The following is an 18,611-nucleotide window of genomic DNA, read 5'->3' on the forward strand; positions in this document are numbered from 1 at the left end:
GGACCGGCCTCGGCTGACTCGCCGGTCAGTCGCGGCCGGTCCCGCCCGATCGGTGACTCCGGTCACAAGTACCCGTCGTCAGCGGCGAATCCGTGACCGGAAAGCCCGGATCGAATTTGCGAACCGGCGATCTCTTGTTACCGTTCCAGTAGCCCGGTTGCTGGTGCATCCCCCGTCGCCAGCAACCGGGTCTTTTCATGCCCGCGTTCTCTTTACGGAACGCCGCCGTCCGTCAACTCCCGTCAGGTGCACCGGAGTTGCTGCCGGACCGCAGCAGCAGAGGCCCACGGCCCGCCCGCGCCGCGAACTCCGTGACGGCCGTGTAGCCGTCGAAGCCGCCCCTGCTGGACTCCCTCGGCGTCTCGCACGTCCTCGGGTCGTCGCCGGCCCCCACGGCGCAGCTCGTCCGCACGGTGCGGTCCTCGGGACCCATCAGGGTGAGGACGGCGTCGAGGGCGTCGCCGGTCGCGTTGCGGTAGTAGGTGCGGGCCCAGGTGTCGCCACCCTGTGTCAGCACGCACGTCTGTGCCTCGATGCCCTCGGGGGAGGTGAGTTCGGGGCCGCAGCGGGCGGCGGTGGCCAGGCCGAGGCCGAGCAGCAGCGGGGTGCGGGAGGGCCGGGCGGCGGGCGCCTTGGCGTCCTGACCGGCCGGACGGGCCTCCCCGAAGGAACCGGGGGAGCCGACGGAGCCGGGGGAGCCGACGGAGCCGGGGGAGCCGACGGAGCCGGGGGAGCCGACGGAGCCGGGGGAGCCGACGGAGCCGGGGGAGCCGACGGAGCCAGAGTGGCCGGAGTAGCCGGAAGGTGCGGGCGGGCCGGACGCGTCGGTGGGGTCCTGCGGTCCGACGAGCCCGGACGATCTCATGGGTCCGGTGGCGCCGGCGGACCCGGATGGGGGGCGCGCGGCGGCGTGGTCCCTGTCGCCGACCGGCCCCGCGGACGCCACGGCCAGCGGCAGCGCGAGCGCGCACACCACGGTGCCGGCGAGGCCCAGCAGACGAAGGTTCATGGGACGGAACATAACTTCCGCGCGCGGGCAGGCCGCCCCGCGCGCGCCGGACACCCCTACAAGTCGGGCGCGCTCACACCCGTACGAGTGAGAGCCTCCACCACGGCGTCCACCACGGCCTCGACGTCGGGCACCCAGGGGGTGGCGGAGCCGGGCAGCGGCGCGCGCTCCCAGCGCAGTTCGCCCTCGCCCGTCTCGGACGGCGGCAGGGCGAGATAGCCGCCCTCGCCGTGGAAGCGGAGCGAGTGCGGCACCCAGTCCTGGGCGTAGAGCAGCTCGCCCAACTGCTCCATGGAGTAGGGCTTGACGAGGATCGCCCACCGGCTGGGCGTGGCGACGACCGGGCCGAGCCGGATGCCCGCCAGGTCGAGCGCGGCGAGGGCCTGCGCGGCGGCGTCCGCCGGCAGGCTGACCGCGCAGGGTGCCCGGCCGCCGGTCGCCAGGATGATCGGCGCGGTGGGCCGGTTCGTCCACCACCAGCGGACCATGCGGGCGTCCGTGGTGGCCGCGAGCACCGCGGGGTCGAAGGGGTGGGCACCGGGAATCGTGCACTCGGGGTCGGGGCAGGCGCAGCGGGAACGACCCTCCGGGTCGGCCGGTACGCCAGGGAGTACGGGCCACTGCCATTCCGCCGCGAAGGTCAGGGCCGCGCTGATCAACTCAGCCCTCCCGTCGCCGCGCTGGGACAGGAGCCTGCGTCGCCTTCCGAGGATCTCGCGCATGAGCGCTCGTTCCTTTCCGTTGCACCGCTGGCAACACCGTGGGCCACATCACACCATGTGTCGATCACTGGACTGTGCGTACCTGTTGGCGCATCACACCCCTGTCCGAGACAGAGGGAACCCCTACGGGCCGGTCATCGGCCTCGTCCGTGGCGGTCGCTGCCGCCGTGCCGTGCGCGCCCTTGCTCTCGCACGAGCAGGGGCAGGGCGTGGGAGTGGCGAAGTCTGGCGTCGTGCCGTCCCGCGTCGGTGCGTGTTTCTCTTCGCCTCCGCCACGGGAGGGTGGGGCACGGTCGTCGGTGGCTAAGACGCTCGGGTCGGTCACCAGGTTCCGGGTGGCGGTCAACCACCCCTGGCCTTCTCCGAGTACGTACCCATCACGACCGGTGTGACGCTCTGTGGAGCAAGGCCAGTCGACCGCAATACCCCGTAACCCGAGGCAGTTTTAAGCCAACTTTGCCTTTCGGTAAGAGTTCGTCGGGAGTCCCGCGGACACCACGAATCCCGGCAGGACAATGCTGGACATCCCCTGACGACTGCGTGTACATGTGGAGACACTGCCAGCGGCGCAGAATGACATGGGGGTTTGCGATGCTTCTGAGCAATACGCACCGGTCGGAAAGCCGGACACCATGAACGCCCCTCACCCTCCGAAAGTGGCTGGAATCGATTCAGCAGTGCCCTCTCCCGCACAGACTGTCGCGCCGTCCCCGGCCTCCCCGATCGCCCCGGTCAGCTCGCCGACCCCGCCCGGCGCCCTGCTCCAGGACCGGCTCGCCGGCTGGGTCTCCGACCTCACCACGCTGCACGAACTCACCGAACGGCTGGCCCGCACCGCCTCGCTCGACGACGCGCTGCGCGAACTCCTGCGCGCCGGAGCCGCCCTGGTGGGCGCCCCGCGCGGGCTCATCGTCCTGGAGCCCGCCGACGGGCTCGGACCCGACACCACCGTGGGCCTCGGCCTGACCCGGGCCGACCTCGGTCATCTGGAGACGGTGCCGCGCGCCGCGACACCGCAGGGCCGCGTCCTCGACGGACTCGCGGACGCGGACGGCGACATCACGCAGCCCGACCTCCTCGCCGAGGCCGGCCTCGACCCCAGGCACCGCGAGGTGGCCGCCCGGCTCGGCTGGGCGGCCAGCTACGCCCTCCCGCTGACCGCGGGCGCGGGGCAGCGCGTCGGCGCCGCCGTCTGGCTGTACGACGAACCCGCCGAACCCTCCGAGCGGCGGCGGCATCTGGCCGGGCTGTACGCGCGCGGCGCGGGCGCCCATCTGGCCCGGCTGGTCGAGGTGGAACGCACCCGCGCGGCCATGGCGACGATCCACGAGGAGCTGCTGCCCTCGCGGCTGCCCCGGGTGGCGGGGGTCCAGTTGGCGGTCAGGCACCGCGGCGGGCCGCGCGGCGGCGGCGACTGGTACGACGCGCTGCCGCTGCCGGACGCGGCGCTCGGTCTCGCCGTCGGCTCGGTGACCGGGTCCGGGCCGAGCGCGGTCGCCGCGATGGGCCGGCTGCGGGCCTCGCTGCGGGCGTACGCCGTCATGGAGGGCGAGGACCCGGTCGCGGTCCTGTCCGACCTGGAGCTGCTGCTGCGGCTGACCGAGCCGGCCCGCTCCGCCACCGCCCTGTTCGCGTACTGCGAGCCCGCGCTGCGCAAGATCACCCTGGCGGGCGCGGGGCACTGCCCGCCGCTGCTGGTCGGCGAGCGGCGCACGGAGTTCGTGGAGACGACCGTCTCCGCGCCGCTCGGCATGCTGTCCTGCTGGGAGGCGCCGAGCGTGGAACTCGAGGTGCGGCCGGGCGAGACGGTGCTGCTGTACACCGACGGCCTGCTGCACCGCACCGGCGAGACCACCGACCAGGCGTTCGCCCGGCTGCACGCGGCGGCGGCGGGCGTGCCGCGGGCGGTGCGCCACGACCCCGACGCGGTCGCCGGGCACGTCCTGCGCACGATGCTGCCCGACGGCCTGGCCGAGGCGGACAGCGCGGAGGACGTGGTCCTGCTGGCGGCCCGCTTCGATCCGGCGGAGTGAGCCAGGGCCGGCCCCGGCCCGGCGGAGTGACCCGCCGGACACTCGGCCTGCCCCGGCCCGGTGGAGTGGGTCACAGGACACTCGTCCTGCCCCGCCCCCGTGGAGTGGGGCACAGGACACATCCGGCGAAAGGTCCGACCGGGTCGGCGGGCCCGACAGGGTCATAACCCCCTCTACCCCCTTACGCGCGACACGTGCGACCGTACGATGTACGGGGTATGGGGGTCCCCCTACCCGGGCGAAGCCGAGAACCCGAGGGCGGGTCCCGCGCCGTATCGAGGAGGATGACCGTGGCCGAGGAGCTCAACCCGGAGAACCCGGACGAGGCCGAGAAGCCGATCAAGCAGCGCAAGAACGGCCTGTACCCGGGCGTTTCCGACGAGCTGGCCGACAGCATGAAGTCCGGCTGGGCCGACACCGAGCTGCGGGACCTGCGGCCGATCGCGCAGGCCGCCGAGACCGCCGCCCGCCGCGCCGCGCTCTCCGCGCGCTTCCCCGGCGAGCGGCTGGTGATCCCCGCGGGCAACCTGAAGACCCGCTCCAACGACACGGAGTACGCCTTCCGCGCCTCCGTCGAGTACGCCTACCTCACCGGCAACCAGACCGAGGACGGCGTCCTCGTCCTGGAGCCCGTCGCGGGCGGCCACCGCGAGACGATCTACCTGCTGCCCCGCTCCGACCGGGAGAACGGCGAGTTCTGGCTCGCCGGGCAGGGCGAGCTGTGGGTCGGCCGCCGCCACTCCCTCACCGAGTCCGAGGCGCTGTACGGCATCCCCGCGTCCGACGTGCGCGAGCTGGCGGACGCGCTGCGCGAGGCCACCGGCCCCGTCCGCGTGGTGCGCGGGTACGACGCGGGCATCGAGGCCGCGCTGACCGACAAGGTCACCGCCGAGCGCGACGCCGAGCTGCGGACCTTCCTCTCCGAGGCGCGGCTCGTCAAGGACGACTTCGAGGTCGGCGAGTTGCAGAAGGCCGTCGACTCGACCGTGCGCGGCTTCGAGGACGTCGTGAAGGTCCTCGACAAGGCCGAGGCGACCAGCGAGCGCTACATCGAGGGAACGTTCTTCCTCCGTGCGCGCGTCGAGGGCAACGACGTCGGCTACGGCACCATCGCCGCCGCCGGGCCGCACGCCTGCACGCTGCACTGGGTGCGCAACGACGGCCCGGTGCGCTCCGGCGACCTGCTGCTGCTCGACGCGGGCGTCGAGACGCACACCTACTACACCGCCGACGTCACGCGGACGCTGCCGGTCAACGGCCGCTTCAGCGAGATCCAGCGGAAGATCTACGACGCGGTGTACGACGCCCAGGAGGCCGGCATCGCCGCCGTCCGCCCCGGCGCCAAGTACCGCGACTTCCACGACGCCGCCCAGCGGGTGCTCGCCGAGCGGCTCGTGACGTGGGGGCTCGTCGAGGGCCCGGTCGAGCGGGTGCTCGAACTCGGTCTCCAGCGCCGCTGGACCCTGCACGGCACCGGCCACATGCTCGGCATGGACGTGCACGACTGCGCCGCCGCGCGCGTCGAGTCGTACGTCGACGGGACGCTGGAGCCGGGCATGGTGCTCACCGTCGAGCCCGGTCTGTACTTCCAGGCCGACGACCTGACCGTGCCGCAGGAGTACCGCGGGATCGGGGTGCGGATCGAGGACGACATCCTCGTCACCGCCGACGGGAACCGGAACCTCTCCGACGGACTGCCCCGGGAGTCGGGCGAGGTCGAGAGCTGGATGGCCGGGCTGCTCAAGGGCTGACGCACGGGTCGACGGCCGGGCACGGGTGCGTGCCCGGCCGTCGTCGTACCCGGCCGTCGTCGTACCCGGCCGTCGTCGTACCCGGTGGTCGTCCTGCCCGGTGGTCGTCCTGCCCGGTGGTCGTCGCGCCCGGTGGTCGTCGTGCGCGGGTCGAGCGGGTCAGGCGGGCCACCGCGGTGCGGCGGGCCGTCCGATCGGCAGGGAGTCGAGGAACAGGGCGCCCGCCAGCAGTCCCGCGCTGCCGCGTGGGCTCCACGCGCGCGCGTGCAGGTCGGCGTCGAGGGCGAGCAGGGCCGCGCGGCCGGCCGGCGTCGCCGTACCGCCCGCCTCCAGGACGCCCCTGGCGCCCGCCTGGACGTGCCGCAGGCCGTGCGGGCCGGCCGTGTGCAGCAACTCGGTGTCCTGGAGCGTCGACATCACGGTGAGCAGGGCGTCGAGGCCCGCCTCGGTCTCGTCCGCGCCGGCCGCGCGGGCCGCCGTCAGCGCCGTCACGGCCCGCCGTACGTGCGGGAAGCCCGCGCGGGCCTCGCCGCGCGCGCCGGCCGCGCCGTACCTGACGGAGATCGTCGAGCCCCTGGACGGGCGGCGCGGGGCGCCCCGGTCGGTGAACGCGGCGAGCCTGCGCGCCGTCGCGGCCACCTCCGGCGCCTTCGCGCCCGGGGTGAGCGCGGCCGCCGCGACCAGGAACCCGAGCGCCCACAGGGCGCCCCGGTGGCCGCCGCCGGTCAGGCCGACCGTGTGTTCGGTCGACCGGCCGATCGCGCCCAGTTCGGCGCGCAGCCCCGCGGTGGGCTCACCGGTGCGGCGGGCGGCGGCGGCCATCGCCGCGAGGCCGGGCGCGAGCGCCTTGGCCGACCAGCGCAGCGCGCGGTGGTCCCGGTGGGTGACGCGGGCGCCGAGGTCGCGCGGGTCGGGCAGCCCCGGCTTGGGTGCCAGGGCGAGCTGCCCGGTGAGCGCGCCGACGGCGGTCTGTGCCAGCTTCTCGTCCTCGGGTCCTGCCATCCGTCAGGAACCCGTCGGGGATGCCGATGACGCGGCCGACGACGTTGCCGACGGCGAGGCGTCGTCGGTGGGCCGGGGGCATCCGGTCACCGCCATCGCGCGGCGCCCGGTGCTGATCGGATCGCTGTGCTTTCTCGTCATGAACATGGAAACTAGGGCGTCCGGCCGTCAGCCGGATGGGGTGAACCCAAGAACCAGCTGTGAATGCCAGGGAAGCCGAAGTCTGTCCGAAAACCCCTCAGCGGGCGGGGCGTCGGGCGCCGGTCAGACCGCCATCAGCGGGGCGTCGTCGCGCCACTTCAGCAGCTTGTCGAAGCTCACCACCGTGCCGCCGCGGCCCGGCTTGTCGCCGATGTGGACGTGGTCGGCCAGTTCGCGGATGAGACACAGGCCCCGGCCGTGCTCGTCGTCGGGGCGGGCCTGGCGGACCGGGACGGCGGCGGTGAACCCCGGGCCGGAGTCCGCGACCTCGATCCGGCACTTCTCGCCGTCGAGGTAGGCGGTCACCCGGTACGCCTCCGACGGAGTGCCCCGGCCGCCGTCACCGCCGTGCTCGACGGCGTTCGCGCACGCCTCGGTGAGGGCGAGCGAGAGGTCGAAGGAGATGTCGGGGTCGACGCCCGCGGTCTCCATGGTGCCGAGCAGCAGACGCCGGGCCAGCGGGACGCTCGCCGCCTCGCGCCTGAGATGGAGTGACCACCAGATGCTCATGTTCCAGCCTCCTGGCCGCGGCTCGACATACCGTTACCTATTGCCGCGCACGGCCATCGGTAAGCGCACAGCGGACGTGATGCCGCCCATACAGCCGATGCGGGGGTCCCGGGAATCGGTGTATGTGCGGGCGGCCGGTGCCAGAACGTGATGTTCCGGGGCGCTGCCGACCTTGTGGACCTGCCGTGTGGGGGTGGTGGGCCCAGTGCGATGATGAGCCCGCCATGACTGCCCCCCGCACCCGCACGGCGCGCTCCGGGAGAGACCTCCGGATACTGAGGGCCGCGGTGTTCGCCGCGGTCTGCGTCGTGCTGGCCGCCGCCGGGCACACCCTGGCCTCCTGCGCCACCGTCCCCGCGTGGACGCTCGGCGCGGGGTTCCTCGGCGTCTTCCTGATCGCCGCGCCGCTCGCCGGACGCGCCCGCTCGCTGCCCGCGGTCGCCGCCCTGCTCGCGGTCGGACAGACCTCGCTGCACACGCTGTTCGGCCTGGGGCAGCACACGGCCGGGCCGACCGGCATGGCCGGGATGCCGGGGATGGCCGCGGCGCCCGCTGGCTCATCGGTGGCGGACACCTCGCTGGTCGCGCACGCCGCGCGGCTGGTGTGCGGGAGCGCCGCCGCGGCGATCAGTCCCGCGCAGGCCCGCAGGATCCTCACCGACGCGCGGCTCGACCCGGACACCCTGACCGCGGGGCACCACACCACGGACGCGCTCTCCGCCGGCGCGTCGGGTCCCGCCGCGCTGCTGCCGTCCCTGCCGATGCTGCTCGGCCACGTCCTCGCGGCGATCGCGGCCGGCTGGCTGCTGCGCCGCGGTGACCTCGCGCTGCTGCGGATCGTCGCCCTGTCGACGGTGTCCGCGCACGCGGTCGCCGAGGGCGCGCTCGTCCGCTCCCTGCGCGCGGCCCTCGCGCTGGTGCGCGCCCTCTGCGCGGGGCTCGTCGCGCTGCCCGAGGCGGGTCCGCGTCCGCCGCGCGCCGACACCGGCGCGTCCCGCACCCCGCGGGAGGCGGCGCTCCAGCACACGGTCGTCAGGCGCGGGCCGCCCGCGTCCCGCGCCCTCCTCACGCTCGCCGCCTGAGCGACGCGACCTCCACCGCCGGTGCGGAAGGGGCCGCCGTCGTGCGGCACACACGCGTGCCCGCGTTCTCGCGTCCCGCGCGCGTATCCCCCTCCAGCATCTGAACCCACTCGAAGTGGAGTGCATCCGTCCATGAAGGCTTCTCGTCGTCTCGCCGCCGCCTGCGCCCTCGCAGGCACCGCCGTCCTGGCCCTCTCCGCCCCCGCGTTCGCGCATGTCAGCGTGGCCGCCGAGGGCACCGCCGCCAAGGGCGGTTACGCGGTCGTCGACTTCAAGGTCCCCAACGAGCGCGACAACGCCTCGACCACCAAGGTCGAGGTCACCTTCCCCACCGACCACCCGCTGGCGTCCGTGATGCCGGAGCGGATCGCCGGGTGGACCGCCGAGGTCACCAAGTCCAAGCTGGCCAAGCCGCTGGAGATGCACGGGCAGAAGATCAGCGAGGCGGTCTCCAAGGTCACCTGGACCGCCGACGCCAAGGGCGGCATCCAGCCCGGCTTCTTCCAGAAGTTCCCCGTCTCCCTCGGCACCCTGCCCGAGGACACCGACGAACTGGTCTTCAAGGCCGTCCAGACGTACGACAACAAGGAGGTCGTGCGCTGGATCGAGGTCCAGGAGGACGGCCAGGAGGAGCCGGAGAACCCCGCCCCGGTCCTCGCCCTGTCCGCCGCGTCCGAGGACGGCCACCACGGTTCCTCCGCCACCGGGAAGACCTCGGACAAGGACGCCGACACCGCCAAGACCACCGAGACCGCGGCCGCCGACACCGGCGGCTCGGGCACCGACACCACTGCGCGCGTGCTGGGCGTCGTGGGCATCGTCGTCGGCGCCCTTGGCGTGGCCTACGGCGTTCTGGCCGGCCGTCGGCGTACCAACGTCTGAGGTCCGATCACCGCCGTTCCGCACCGGGGTCCGCCGGACCCCGGTGCGGGCCGGAGCACTCACATCTGGGACATTTTCCTATGCGCAAGAAGACGTTCGCCGCGGCCGCGCTGCTCGCCGCCGCCACCCTGACCCTCTCCGCCTGCGGCAGCGGCGACGACAGCAACTCGCCCGTCGCCGTGGTCTCCGAGGAGACCACGCAGCAGGCCGCCACCCTCCTCGACCAGCCGTTCGAGAAGCCCGACCTCGTCCTGACCGACACCCAGGGCGAGAAGTACGACCTCCGCAAGGAGACCAAGGGCCGGCCCACCCTCGTCTACTTCGGCTACACCCACTGCCCCGACGTGTGCCCGCTGACGATGAACAACCTCGCGGTCGCCAAGAAGCAGCTCTCCAAGGCCGAACAGGACCAGCTGCGGATCGTGTTCGTCACCACCGACCCCGACCGTGACACCCCGTCCGAACTCGGCACCTGGCTCAAGGGCATCGACCCCCAGATCGTCGGCCTGACCGGCGACTTCGCCACCATCCAGGCCGGCGCCCGCACCCTGGGCATCTCCATCGAGCCGACCCAGAAGGACAAGAAGACCGGCAAGACCGTCTCCATGCACGGCACCCAGGTCATCGCCTTCTCCCCGAAGACGGACGGCGGTTACGTCCTCTACGGCGAGGACGCCACCGTCGACGACTACACCAAGGACCTCCCCAAGATCGTCAAGGGGGAGAACCCGTGAGGCGGCCCGGCCGGTCCAGCGCGGTGCTGGCCTGCGCGCTGGCCGGGGCGTTCGCTCTGACCGCGTGCGGCGGCTCGGGCGACGACAGCAAGGCCGCACTGTCCGTCAGCTCCGCCTACATGCCGCAGCCCGTCTCCGAGATGGCGGCCGGTTTCCTCACCGTCGCCAACAAGGGCGGTACCGCCGACCGGCTGACCTCCGTCACCAGCGACGTCGGCCCGGTCAGCGTGCACGAGACGGTCGGCCAGTCGATGCGCGAGGTCAAGGACCTCGACGTGCCCGCGCACGGCCGGCTCGTCTTCGAGAGCGGCGGCAACCACCTGATGTTCGACAAGCTGAAGCGGACGGTGCGGCAGGGCGACACGATCGACGTCGAACTGCACTTCGCCACGTCCGGTGCCGTGAAGGTCGAGATGCCGGTGAAGCCCGCCACCTACCGGCCGGCGACCGGCCACTGAGGGAGGGACCACCTTGACGCAGACCATCACCCCCCGCGTGCGGACCCTGATGCTGCTGATCCTGGCCGTCACCGGCATGCTCCTCGCCGGTGCCGGACCGGCTTCCGCGCACGCCGCGCTGACCGGCAGCGACCCCGCCCAGGGGGTGGTGGTCGACAAGGCGCCGACCCAGGTCTCGCTCACCTTCTCCGAGCAGGTCGCGCTCTCCGACGCCTCACTGCGGGTCCTCGACCCCAAGGGCGCCCGCGTCGACACCGGGAAGCCCACCAACGTCAGCGGCACCACCTATGCCGTGCCGCTGCACAGCGGGCTCGCCGACGGCACCTACACCGTCACCTACCAGGTGGTGTCCGCCGACAGCCACCCCGTCGCCGGCGCCTACACGTTCTCCGTCGGCGCCCCCTCGCAGACCACCGTCACGGCCGTCGGACAGGAGGTCGGCGGCGGGGTCGTCGGCTGGCTGTACGGCCTCGGACGGTATCTGTCGTACGCCGGCTTCATCGTCCTGGTCGGCGGCGCCACCTTCGTGCTCGCCTGCTGGCAGCGCGGCTCCGGGGCCCGTCCGGTGCAGCGTCTGGTCGTCTCCGGCTGGCTCTCGCTCACCGTCGCCACCCTTCTGCTGCTGCTCCTGCGCGGCTCCTACACCAGCTCGGGCAAGGTCTCCGACGTCTTCGACCTGACCCTGCTCGGCCAGGTGCTCCAGACCAAGACGGGCGCCGCGCTCGTCTCCCGGCTGCTGCTGCTCGCCGCCGCCGCGCTGTTCGTCGCCGTGCTGTTCGGCGCCTACGACAAGCGCGAGGACCAGGAGAAGCGCGACCTGACGTTCGGGCTGGCGATCGGCGGGGCCGTCGTCTCCGCCGGGCTCGCGGCGACCTGGGCGATGGCCGAACACGCCTCGACCGGACTCCAGGCGGGCATCGCCATGCCGGTCGACGTGATCCATCTGCTGGCGGTCGCCGCCTGGCTCGGCGGGCTGTGCGCGCTGCTGGTCGCGCTGTACCGCTCGGACACGCCGATAGAGGCGTCCGCGGTGCACCGCTTCTCGCGGCTCGCGTTCGGCAGCGTCGTCGCGCTCGTCGCGACCGGCGTCTACCAGTCGTGGCGCCAGCTCGGCTCCTGGTCGGCCTTCACCGACACCCGGTACGGGCAGTTGCTGCTCGCCAAGATCGCCCTGGTCGCCGTCCTCGTCGGCATCGCCTTCTTCTCCCGCCGGTGGACGGGACGACTGGCAGAGACGGCCACGGGGGCGAAGGTGACTACGGAATCCGAGGCCGCCGCGTCCAAGGCCACCGCATCCAAGACCGGCGCCTCCAAAGCCACCGCATCCAAGACCGGCGCGCCCAAGACCGGCGCGCCCAAAGTCACCGCCTCCAAGACCACCGCATCCAAAGCCGGTGGCTCCGAGGTCGCCGGGTCGGCGCGGGCCGCTCAGCTCGCCCGGCAGCGGGTCGCCGTGGACACCGCGCGGCAGAAGCGGCAGCGGGACGCCGACCCCGACCGGTTCGGGCTGCGCCGCTCCGTGCTGGCCGAGGCCGCGGTCGCCGTGGTGCTGCTCGCCGTGACGACCGTCCTGACCCAGACCGAGCCGGGACGCACCGAGGAGGACGCGAAGGCGGCCAAGGCGTCGGCATCGTCGTCCCAGTCGTCGTCGGCGTCGGGCTCCGACCCCTCGGCCGGGGCGCTGACCCTGACGATGCCGTTCGACACCGGCGGCAAGGACGGCAAGGGCGTCCTCTCCGTCGACCTCGACCCCGCGCGCGTGGGCGGCAACGAGATGCACGTCTACGTCCAACGGCCCAACGGCCGCGCCTTCGACGTCCCCGAGGTCAAGGTCGCCTTCACCCTCACCGCCAAGAAGATCGGTCCGCTGCCCGTGGTACCCGACCACATCACCACCGGGCACTGGTCCGCCAACGGGGTACAGATCCCGATGGCCGGTGACTGGAAGGTCGCCGTGACCGTGCGGACCTCGGACATCGACCAGGTGACCGTCTCCAAGAACGCGCAGATCGGCTGACACGCACCATGCCCGACCAGTCCCTCCCGCAGACCCGCACCCCTGCGGAGCAGACGACCCCGGCCGAGCCGCCCGCCCCCGGCGGACGGCTCTCCCGGCGCACCCTCCTCGGCACCGCGGGCGCCACCGGGCTCGTGCTCGGCGCGGCCGGCGGGGCCGTGGGGTACGCGGCCAGGCCCGCCGAGGCCACCCCGCTGACCTCGCTCGGCTCAGGGCGCGCGATGTTTCACGGGAAACATCAGCCCGGCATCACCGAGGGCCTCCAGGCCCGCGGCCACCTCGTCGCCTTCGACCTCACGGCGGGCGCGGGCCGCAAGGAGGCCGCCGCGCTGCTGCGCCGCTGGTCGGCGACGGCCGCGCGGCTGATGGCGGGCGAGACGGCGGCCCACGACGACACGGGCGTGGCGCGGGACGCGGGACCGTCCTCGCTGACCGTCACCTTCGGTTTCGGGCACAGCTTCTTCGCCAGGACCGGCCTCCAGAAGCAGCGCCCGGTGGCGCTCGACCCGCTGCCCGACTTCTCCTCCGACCGGCTCGACAGGAAGCGCAGCGACGGCGACCTGTGGGTGCAGATCGGCGCGGACGACGCCCTGGTCGCCTTCCACGCGCTGCGCGCGCTCCAGAAGGACGCCGGGAGCGCGGCCCGGGTGCGGTGGCAGATGAACGGCTTCAACCGCTCGCCCGGCGCCACCGCCCACCCCATGACCGCCAGGAACCTGATGGGCCAGCTCGACGGCACCCGCAACCCGAAGCCGGCCGAGCCCGACTTCGACCAGCGGATCTTCGTGCCGTCGTCCGGCGAACCGTCCTGGATGGCGGACGGCTCCTACGCCGTCGTCCGCCGCATCCGGATGCTCCTGGACGACTGGGAGAAGCTCTCCCTCGCCGCCCAGGAAGGGGTCGTCGGGCGCCGCAAGGCGGACGGGGCCGCGCTGTCGGGCGGGTCGGAGACGACGGCGATGGACCTGGAGAAGACCGACGCCTCGGGCGATCTGGTCGTCCCGATCAACGCCCACGCGCGGATCACCCGGCCCGACCAGAACGGCGGGGCCGCGATGCTGCGCCGGCCGTTCTCCTTCCACGACGGCTTCGACGACGACGGCACCCCGGACGCGGGTCTGCTGTTCATCTGCTGGCAGGCCGACCCGCTGCGCGGTTTCGTCCCCGTGCAGCGCAAGCTCGACCGCGGTGACGCCCTCTCGAAGTACCTCCGCCACGAGGCCAGCGGCCTCTTCGCGGTGCCGGGCGGGGCGGCGCGGGGCGAGTACGTGGGGCAGCGGTTGCTGGAGGGGTAGGGGCCGGAGGGCCAGAAGGTCGGGGGCGGGTGCCGGGGTGCCAGGGGGTGCGCCGGGCGGACGGGACTGCGGCGGGGCGACGGCCTGGGGCGGCCGGGTGGGTTCACTCGGGGGAGGGGCGCTCGTGAGACCGGTGAGCCGTGGGGGCGTGCGCCCATTAGGGTGAGCCCATGCCAGCGAGCTACGCGTATCTCGGCCCCGAGGGCACCTTCACCGAAGTCGCCCTGCGCACGCTTCCCGAAGCGGCCACCCGGGCGCTGGTCCCGTACGTGTCCGTGCAGTCCGCGCTGGACGCGGTCCGCGTCGGGGACGCCGAGGCCGCCTTCGTGCCGATCGAGAACTCCGTCGAGGGCGGCATCACCACCACCCTCGACGAACTGGTCGCGGGCACCCCGCTGATGATCTACCGGGAGGTGCTGCTGTCGATCACCTTCGCGCTGCTGGTGCGGCCCGGCACCGAGCTGTCCGCGATCAAGACGGTCACCGCGCACCCGGCGGCCCAGCCCCAGGTCCGCAACTGGCTGAAGGCCAACCTCCCGGACGCCCTGTGGGAGTCGTCGGCCTCGAACGCGGACGGCGCCCGGCTGGTCCAGGAGGGCCGCTACGACGCCGCCTTCGCGGGCGAGTTCGCCGCCGCCCGGTACGGCCTGACGGCCCTGGAGACCGGCATCCACGACGCCGAGAACGCCCAGACGCGGTTCGTGCTGGTCGGCCGCCCGGCCAGGCCCGCCGCCCCGACCGGCGCCGACAAGACGTCCGTCGTGCTGTGGCAGCGCGACGACCACCCCGGCACCCTGCGCGACCTGCTCGGCGAGTTCGCCACCCGGGGCATCAACCTGATGCTGCTCCAGTCCCGGCCGACCGGCGCCGGCATCGGCAACTACTGCTTCTGCGTCGACGCCGAGGGCCACATCTCCGACCGTCGGGTCGCCGACGCGCTGATGGGGCTGAAGCGGATCTGCCTGGAGGTGCGTTACCTCGGCTCGTACCCGCGCGCGGACATCGGCGTGGACGGCGCGCGGCCGCTGCGCCCGGGGACGTCGGACGCCGAGTTCACCAAGGCGTCGGACTGGGTGGCCCGCTGCCAGGACGGGCGTTTCTAGCTCGTTTCCCGCCGGTCACACCTGTCCTACCTGTAGATTTTCGTTATCCACAGGAGTTATCCACAGGTTGGCTTCTCGACCTGGGGACAAGTCGACAACAAAGTGCCACTCGGTCGACAAATCGGCTCCCGGTGCCCACAGGGCCCCACCTTCACGTCACTCACCCTTCGTCCACTCGTTTCCCCCTCGCCATCCTTTGGGGCGACCCATTTCCACCCGAAAGTGGGGGTGAATCCGGTTTGTGAGGGGAATTACACGGCACGCGACCTCGATTCGGAATGATCAATTCGAGTGTCCACAGATCTTCCACACACCCTGTGGATAACTTTTCCGGAGAGCGGTATCCCTGTGGACAACGAGGAGCCAAGTCCCTTTCTTCACAAGGGATTCGGGTCGATCGCAGTCAACCGGGGGTCCGGTCGGTTACCCGTCCAGGGAGTCGGACGGCTTTTATTGACACGTTGCGCAATTCGCCCAAAACGTAACGTAAGCCATAGTTCGGAATGGCTGTCGTACAGCGTCAGTGCGCACCGGTAGCCTGGACCGTGTGATTGACCTTCGCCTGCTCCGTGAGGACCCCGACCGTGTGCGCGCCTCCCAGCGCGCCCGTGGAGAGGACGTCGCGCTCGTCGACGCCCTCCTCTCCGCCGACGAGCGGCGCAGGTCGTCCGGCGTCCGCTTCGACGAGCTGCGCGCCGAGCAGCGGTCGCTCGGCAAGCTCATCCCCAAGGCCGACGCCGAGGAGAAGGCCGAGCTGCTGAAGCGGGCGAGCCAGCTCGCCGCCGACGTCAAGGCCGCCGACGCCGAGCGCGACGCGGCCGACACCGAGACCCAGCAGCTCCTGCTCCAGCTCGGCAACCTCGTCCACCCGGCCGTCCCGGTCGGCGGCGAGGAGGACTTCGTCACGCTTCAGACGCACGGCACCATCCGCGACTTCGGCGCCGAGGGCTTCGAGCCCAAGGACCACCTGGAGCTGGGCAAGCTGCTCGGCGCGATCGACGTCGAGCGCGGCGCGAAGGTCTCCGGCTCGCGCTTCTACTTCCTCACCGGCGTCGGCGCCCTGCTGGAGCTCGCCCTGGTGAACGCGGCGATCGCGCAGGCGACGGCGGCCGGCTTCACGCCGATGCTGACGCCGGCGCTGGTGCGCCCGCAGTCGATGGCGGGCACCGGCTTCCTCGGCCAGGCCGCGCAGGACGTCTACCACCTCGACAAGGACGACCTCTACCTGGTCGGCACCTCCGAGGTGGCCCTCGCCGCGTACCACATGGACGAGATCATCGACGCGGACCGGCTGCCGCTGCGCTACGCGGGCTTCTCGCCCTGCTTCCGCCGCGAGGCCGGCTCGCACGGCAAGGACACCCGGGGCATCTTCCGCGTCCACCAGTTCGACAAGGTCGAGATGTTCTCCTACGTCTCCCCCGACGACTCCGAGGCCGAGCACCAGCGCCTGCTGGAGTGGGAGAAGCAGTGGCTGACCTCGCTGGAGCTGCCGTTCCGCGTGATCGACGTCGCCAGCGGTGACCTCGGCTCCTCGGCGGCCCGCAAGTTCGACTGCGAGGCGTGGATCCCGACCCAGGGCAAGTACCGCGAGCTGACCTCGACGTCGGACTGCACCGAGTACCAGTCCCGCCGCCTGTCGATCCGGGTCCGCGACGGCAAGCAGACCAAGCCGCTGGCCACGCTGAACGGCACGCTGTGCGCCGTCCCGCGGACGATCGTCGCCCTCCTGGAGAACCACCAGCAGGCCGACGGCTCCGTGCGCGTGCCCGAGGTGCTGCGCCCCTACCTGGGCGGCCGCGAGGTACTGGAGCCGGTGGCCAAGTGAGCACGACCGGGCTCGCCTACCGGCTGATCGCGACGGACCTCGACGGCACGCTGCTGCGCTCCGACGACACGGTCTCCGGGCGCACCCGTGACGCCCTCGCGGCGGCGACCGAGGCCGGCGCGGCGCACATCGTCGTCACCGGCCGCGCCGTCCCGTGGACCCGGCACGTCCTGGACGACCTCGGCTACGAGGGCCTGGCCGTCTGCGGTCAGGGCGCGCAGGTGTACCACGCGGGGGAGCACCGGCTGCTGACGTCGGTGACGCTCGACCGGCAGCTCGCGGGCGTCGCGCTGGCCAAGATCGAGGCCGAGGTCGGCCCGCTGCACCTGGCGGCGAGCCGGGACGGCCTGGACGGCGAGGTCCTGGTCGGCCCCGGATACGCGCTGGTCGGGAAGCTGCCGGTGCGGCCCCTCACCGACGTGGGCGACCTGTGGTCGGCCCCGCTGAACAAGATCTACATACAGCATCCGACGCTCTCCGACGACGAGTTGGCCGAGGCCGCCCGGCAGGCCGCGGGCGGCTTCGTGACCGTCGCGATGGCCGGCGCGGGCGTGGTGGAACTGCTGCCGCTCGGCCTGTCCAAGGCGACCGGCCTCTCCCTCGCGGCCCGCCGCCTGGGCCTGAAGGCCACGGACACCATCGCCTTCGGCGACATGCCCAACGACATCCCGATGTTCGCCTGGGCCGCCCGGGGCGTGGCCATGGCCAACGCCCACGCCGAACTCCGCGCCGTCGCCGACGAGGTGACGACGTCGAACGACGAGGACGGCATCGCGAAGGTACTGGAGCACCTGCTGGCAGAGGCGGGCCGCTAGCCCGCAGGGCCCAGCCCGCAGGGCGAGTGGCCCGCGGGGTGTCCCCCCGTGTCCCTCGTGTCGTCCTGCGTCCCCCGTGTTCGTGCGGGCGGGAGCGTGTCGCGCGGGACGGGGACGCTACCGGCGCCGCCACTTGCGGCGCCGGGCCTTGCTGAAGAACCAGCCCGCGGGCGGCTCGTCCGAGCGCCACGGCTGCGGTTCGGGTTGCTCGGTGCGCCAGCGCGCCGCGAGCATCCGGGCTCGGGCGGACGGCTCGGTCGTCCCGGCGGAGCGTATGAAGTCCTCGTCCAGCACGACATCGTCCGGAGACTCGTCGTCGCGCCGGCCCGCCTCGTCTGCCATCCCCGTCCTCCCAGCCCGTTCTCCGCCGCCGTCCGCCCGTGTCGTCCCCTACGCCCAGTGTGCCCGCGCAGGGGTGAAGAACCCGTCAAGAACGGTCGTCACGGACATCTCACTCCTCGCCCGCCAGTGTCAGCGAGCGCAGCTTGTGGCCGGCGAACCAGGTGGCCAGGACGGTGACGACGACCAGCAGGACCGTTCCCGTGGTGAGTCCGACGTCCGAGGTCACCAGGTTGCCGCCGGCCACCTTGTGGGCGACCGCGAGCGACCACTGCTGGACGCTGAGGGTGCGCGCGCCGGGCACCAGGGAGCCGAACAGCGCCTCCCAGACCAGCGCGTAGACCAGGCCGAAGACGACCGCGTGCCGGGAGACCGTGCCAAGCAGCAGGAACAGCGCCGCGTAGGCGATGGAGGAGACCAGCGCGGCCACCGTGTAGGCGACGGCGATCTGCTGGCCGTTGCCGTTGAGGATGAACCCGGCGATCAGGGTCGGCAGGGCCGAGAAGACCATCGTCACGCCGATCGCCACGATCAGCTTGGTGAAGATGATCGTGGGCCGCTTCAGCGGCTTGGACAGCAGGTAGACGACGGAGCCGTCGTCGATCTCGGGGCCGATCGCGCCGGTGCCCGCGATGACGCCGATGATCGGCACCATCGTGGCGAGCGCGAGCCCGCCGAGGAGGTCGGCGGCGGTCTGGTCGTCGGCCCCGGCGAGGGCGCGCACCACCAGGGAGAGCGCGATGAGCAGCAGGGGCAGGGCGCCCAGGATGAGGGCCCGGCGGCGGCCGAGCAGGGCCCGGTAGGTGAGGCGGGCGACTGTGGGGTCGTACATC

At 72.8% G+C, this 18,611-nt stretch carries 17 protein-coding genes; 11 read left to right on the forward strand and 6 right to left on the reverse strand.

The genetic code is table 11. The features are described 5' to 3' along the window. Window positions 1–232 precede the first annotated feature (232 nt). The gene (locus tag DDJ31_RS19200) at window positions 233–1,009 is read right to left on the reverse strand and encodes a collagen-like protein (RefSeq protein WP_127179073.1); all 777 of its coding nucleotides are present in this window, start codon (window positions 1,007–1,009) and stop codon (window positions 233–235) included. Window positions 1,010–1,065: 56 nt separating this feature from the next. Beyond that, window positions 1,066–1,731 (reverse strand): bifunctional DNA primase/polymerase, encoded by a 666-nt coding sequence (locus DDJ31_RS19205; protein WP_127179072.1) that lies wholly within the window; start codon window positions 1,729–1,731, stop codon window positions 1,066–1,068. A 578-nt stretch (window positions 1,732–2,309) separates the two neighbouring features. Here DDJ31_RS19205 and DDJ31_RS19210 point away from each other — a divergent pair. Further along, window positions 2,310–3,764, forward strand: a complete 1,455-nt coding sequence (locus DDJ31_RS19210; RefSeq protein ID WP_171480852.1) for a PP2C family protein-serine/threonine phosphatase — start codon at window positions 2,310–2,312, stop codon at window positions 3,762–3,764. A 284-nt stretch (window positions 3,765–4,048) separates the two neighbouring features. Then, complete coding sequence (locus tag DDJ31_RS19215; RefSeq protein WP_127179070.1) at window positions 4,049–5,515, forward strand: aminopeptidase P family protein; 1,467 nt, start codon at window positions 4,049–4,051, stop codon at window positions 5,513–5,515. A 159-nt stretch (window positions 5,516–5,674) separates the two neighbouring features. On the opposite strand, the gene DDJ31_RS19220 is transcribed toward DDJ31_RS19215, so the two are convergent. Both DDJ31_RS19220 and DDJ31_RS19225 read right to left on the reverse strand, forming a co-directional pair. Then, complete coding sequence (locus DDJ31_RS19220) at window positions 5,675–6,517, reverse strand: triphosphoribosyl-dephospho-CoA synthase (protein WP_127179069.1); 843 nt, start codon at window positions 6,515–6,517, stop codon at window positions 5,675–5,677. Window positions 6,518–6,781: 264 nt separating this feature from the next. Continuing rightward, on the reverse strand, window positions 6,782–7,228 hold the full coding sequence (locus tag DDJ31_RS19225; RefSeq protein WP_127179068.1) for an ATP-binding protein: 447 nt from the start codon (window positions 7,226–7,228) through the stop codon (window positions 6,782–6,784). A gap of 224 nt (window positions 7,229–7,452) precedes the next feature. Between DDJ31_RS19225 and DDJ31_RS19230 the strand changes: the two genes are divergently transcribed. The 9 genes from DDJ31_RS19230 to DDJ31_RS19270 all read left to right on the forward strand — a co-directional run bounded on the left by DDJ31_RS19230 (window position 7,453) and on the right by DDJ31_RS19270 (window position 17,439). Beyond that, window positions 7,453–8,310 (forward strand): hypothetical protein, encoded by an 858-nt coding sequence (locus tag DDJ31_RS19230; protein ID WP_127179067.1) that lies wholly within the window; start codon window positions 7,453–7,455, stop codon window positions 8,308–8,310. 132 nt (window positions 8,311–8,442) lie between these two features. After that, window positions 8,443–9,192, forward strand: coding sequence for a YcnI family copper-binding membrane protein (locus DDJ31_RS19235; RefSeq protein WP_127179066.1), 750 nt, complete (start codon window positions 8,443–8,445; stop codon window positions 9,190–9,192). A gap of 80 nt (window positions 9,193–9,272) precedes the next feature. Next, window positions 9,273–9,926, forward strand: coding sequence for an SCO family protein (locus tag DDJ31_RS19240; RefSeq protein WP_127179065.1), 654 nt, complete (start codon window positions 9,273–9,275; stop codon window positions 9,924–9,926). Next, a complete protein-coding gene (locus DDJ31_RS19245) occupies window positions 9,923–10,384 on the forward strand; it encodes a copper chaperone PCu(A)C (RefSeq protein WP_164784934.1) in 462 nt (153 codons plus the stop codon). Before DDJ31_RS19240 ends, DDJ31_RS19245 begins: the two co-directional genes overlap by 4 nt. Before the next feature lie 13 nt (window positions 10,385–10,397). Then, window positions 10,398–12,401, forward strand: a complete 2,004-nt coding sequence (locus DDJ31_RS19250) for a copper resistance CopC/CopD family protein (RefSeq protein ID WP_127179064.1) — start codon at window positions 10,398–10,400, stop codon at window positions 12,399–12,401. Between the two features lie 8 nt (window positions 12,402–12,409). Next, complete coding sequence (gene efeB / locus DDJ31_RS19255; protein WP_127179063.1) at window positions 12,410–13,696, forward strand: iron uptake transporter deferrochelatase/peroxidase subunit; 1,287 nt, start codon at window positions 12,410–12,412, stop codon at window positions 13,694–13,696. 170 nt (window positions 13,697–13,866) lie between these two features. Continuing rightward, window positions 13,867–14,799, forward strand: coding sequence for a prephenate dehydratase (pheA, locus tag DDJ31_RS19260; RefSeq protein WP_127179062.1), 933 nt, complete (start codon window positions 13,867–13,869; stop codon window positions 14,797–14,799). 547 nt (window positions 14,800–15,346) lie between these two features. Next, window positions 15,347–16,624 carry a serine--tRNA ligase gene (gene serS, locus DDJ31_RS19265; protein ID WP_127179061.1) on the forward strand — a complete coding sequence of 426 codons (1,278 nt, stop codon included), beginning with the start codon at window positions 15,347–15,349 and terminating at the stop codon, window positions 16,622–16,624. Beyond that, window positions 16,621–17,439, forward strand: coding sequence for an HAD family hydrolase (locus DDJ31_RS19270; protein ID WP_127179060.1), 819 nt, complete (start codon window positions 16,621–16,623; stop codon window positions 17,437–17,439). The genes serS and DDJ31_RS19270 overlap by 4 nt, the downstream gene beginning before the upstream one ends. A 117-nt stretch (window positions 17,440–17,556) precedes the next feature. Here the strand turns inward: DDJ31_RS19270 and DDJ31_RS19275 are convergent, their stop codons facing one another. After that, window positions 17,557–17,781, reverse strand: a complete 225-nt coding sequence (locus DDJ31_RS19275) for a hypothetical protein (RefSeq protein WP_127179059.1) — start codon at window positions 17,779–17,781, stop codon at window positions 17,557–17,559. A gap of 109 nt (window positions 17,782–17,890) precedes the next feature. Further along, window positions 17,891–18,610: an ABC transporter permease subunit gene (locus DDJ31_RS19280; RefSeq protein ID WP_127179058.1), complete on the reverse strand. Its 720-nt coding sequence runs from the start codon at window positions 18,608–18,610 to the stop codon at window positions 17,891–17,893. Window position 18,611 lies beyond the last annotated feature (1 nt).

The sequence above is a fragment of the Streptomyces griseoviridis genome (assembly GCF_005222485.1).
In the GTDB taxonomy this organism is placed as follows: Bacteria; Actinomycetota; Actinomycetes; order Streptomycetales; family Streptomycetaceae; genus Streptomyces; species Streptomyces hintoniae.

Excerpts from the sequence above, each read along its gene's own strand:
- DDJ31_RS19200 (WP_127179073.1), bottom strand. The coding sequence starts at position 1,009 with ATGAACCTTCGTCTGCTGGGCCTCGCCGGCACCGTGGTGTGCGCGCTC.
- DDJ31_RS19205 (WP_127179072.1), bottom strand. The coding sequence starts at position 1,731 with ATGCGCGAGATCCTCGGAAGGCGACGCAGGCTCCTGTCCCAGCGCGGC.
- DDJ31_RS19210 (WP_171480852.1), top strand. The coding sequence starts at position 2,310 with ATGGGGGTTTGCGATGCTTCTGAGCAATACGCACCGGTCGGAAAGCCG.
- DDJ31_RS19215 (WP_127179070.1), top strand. The coding sequence starts at position 4,049 with ATGACCGTGGCCGAGGAGCTCAACCCGGAGAACCCGGACGAGGCCGAG.
- DDJ31_RS19220 (WP_127179069.1), bottom strand. The coding sequence starts at position 6,517 with ATGGCAGGACCCGAGGACGAGAAGCTGGCACAGACCGCCGTCGGCGCG.
- DDJ31_RS19225 (WP_127179068.1), bottom strand. The coding sequence starts at position 7,228 with ATGAGCATCTGGTGGTCACTCCATCTCAGGCGCGAGGCGGCGAGCGTC.
- DDJ31_RS19230 (WP_127179067.1), top strand. The coding sequence starts at position 7,453 with ATGACTGCCCCCCGCACCCGCACGGCGCGCTCCGGGAGAGACCTCCGG.
- DDJ31_RS19235 (WP_127179066.1), top strand. The coding sequence starts at position 8,443 with ATGAAGGCTTCTCGTCGTCTCGCCGCCGCCTGCGCCCTCGCAGGCACC.
- DDJ31_RS19240 (WP_127179065.1), top strand. The coding sequence starts at position 9,273 with ATGCGCAAGAAGACGTTCGCCGCGGCCGCGCTGCTCGCCGCCGCCACC.
- efeB (WP_127179063.1), top strand. The coding sequence starts at position 12,410 with ATGCCCGACCAGTCCCTCCCGCAGACCCGCACCCCTGCGGAGCAGACG.
- pheA (WP_127179062.1), top strand. The coding sequence starts at position 13,867 with ATGCCAGCGAGCTACGCGTATCTCGGCCCCGAGGGCACCTTCACCGAA.
- DDJ31_RS19275 (WP_127179059.1), bottom strand. The coding sequence starts at position 17,781 with ATGGCAGACGAGGCGGGCCGGCGCGACGACGAGTCTCCGGACGATGTC.
- DDJ31_RS19280 (WP_127179058.1), bottom strand. The coding sequence starts at position 18,610 with ATGTACGACCCCACAGTCGCCCGCCTCACCTACCGGGCCCTGCTCGGC.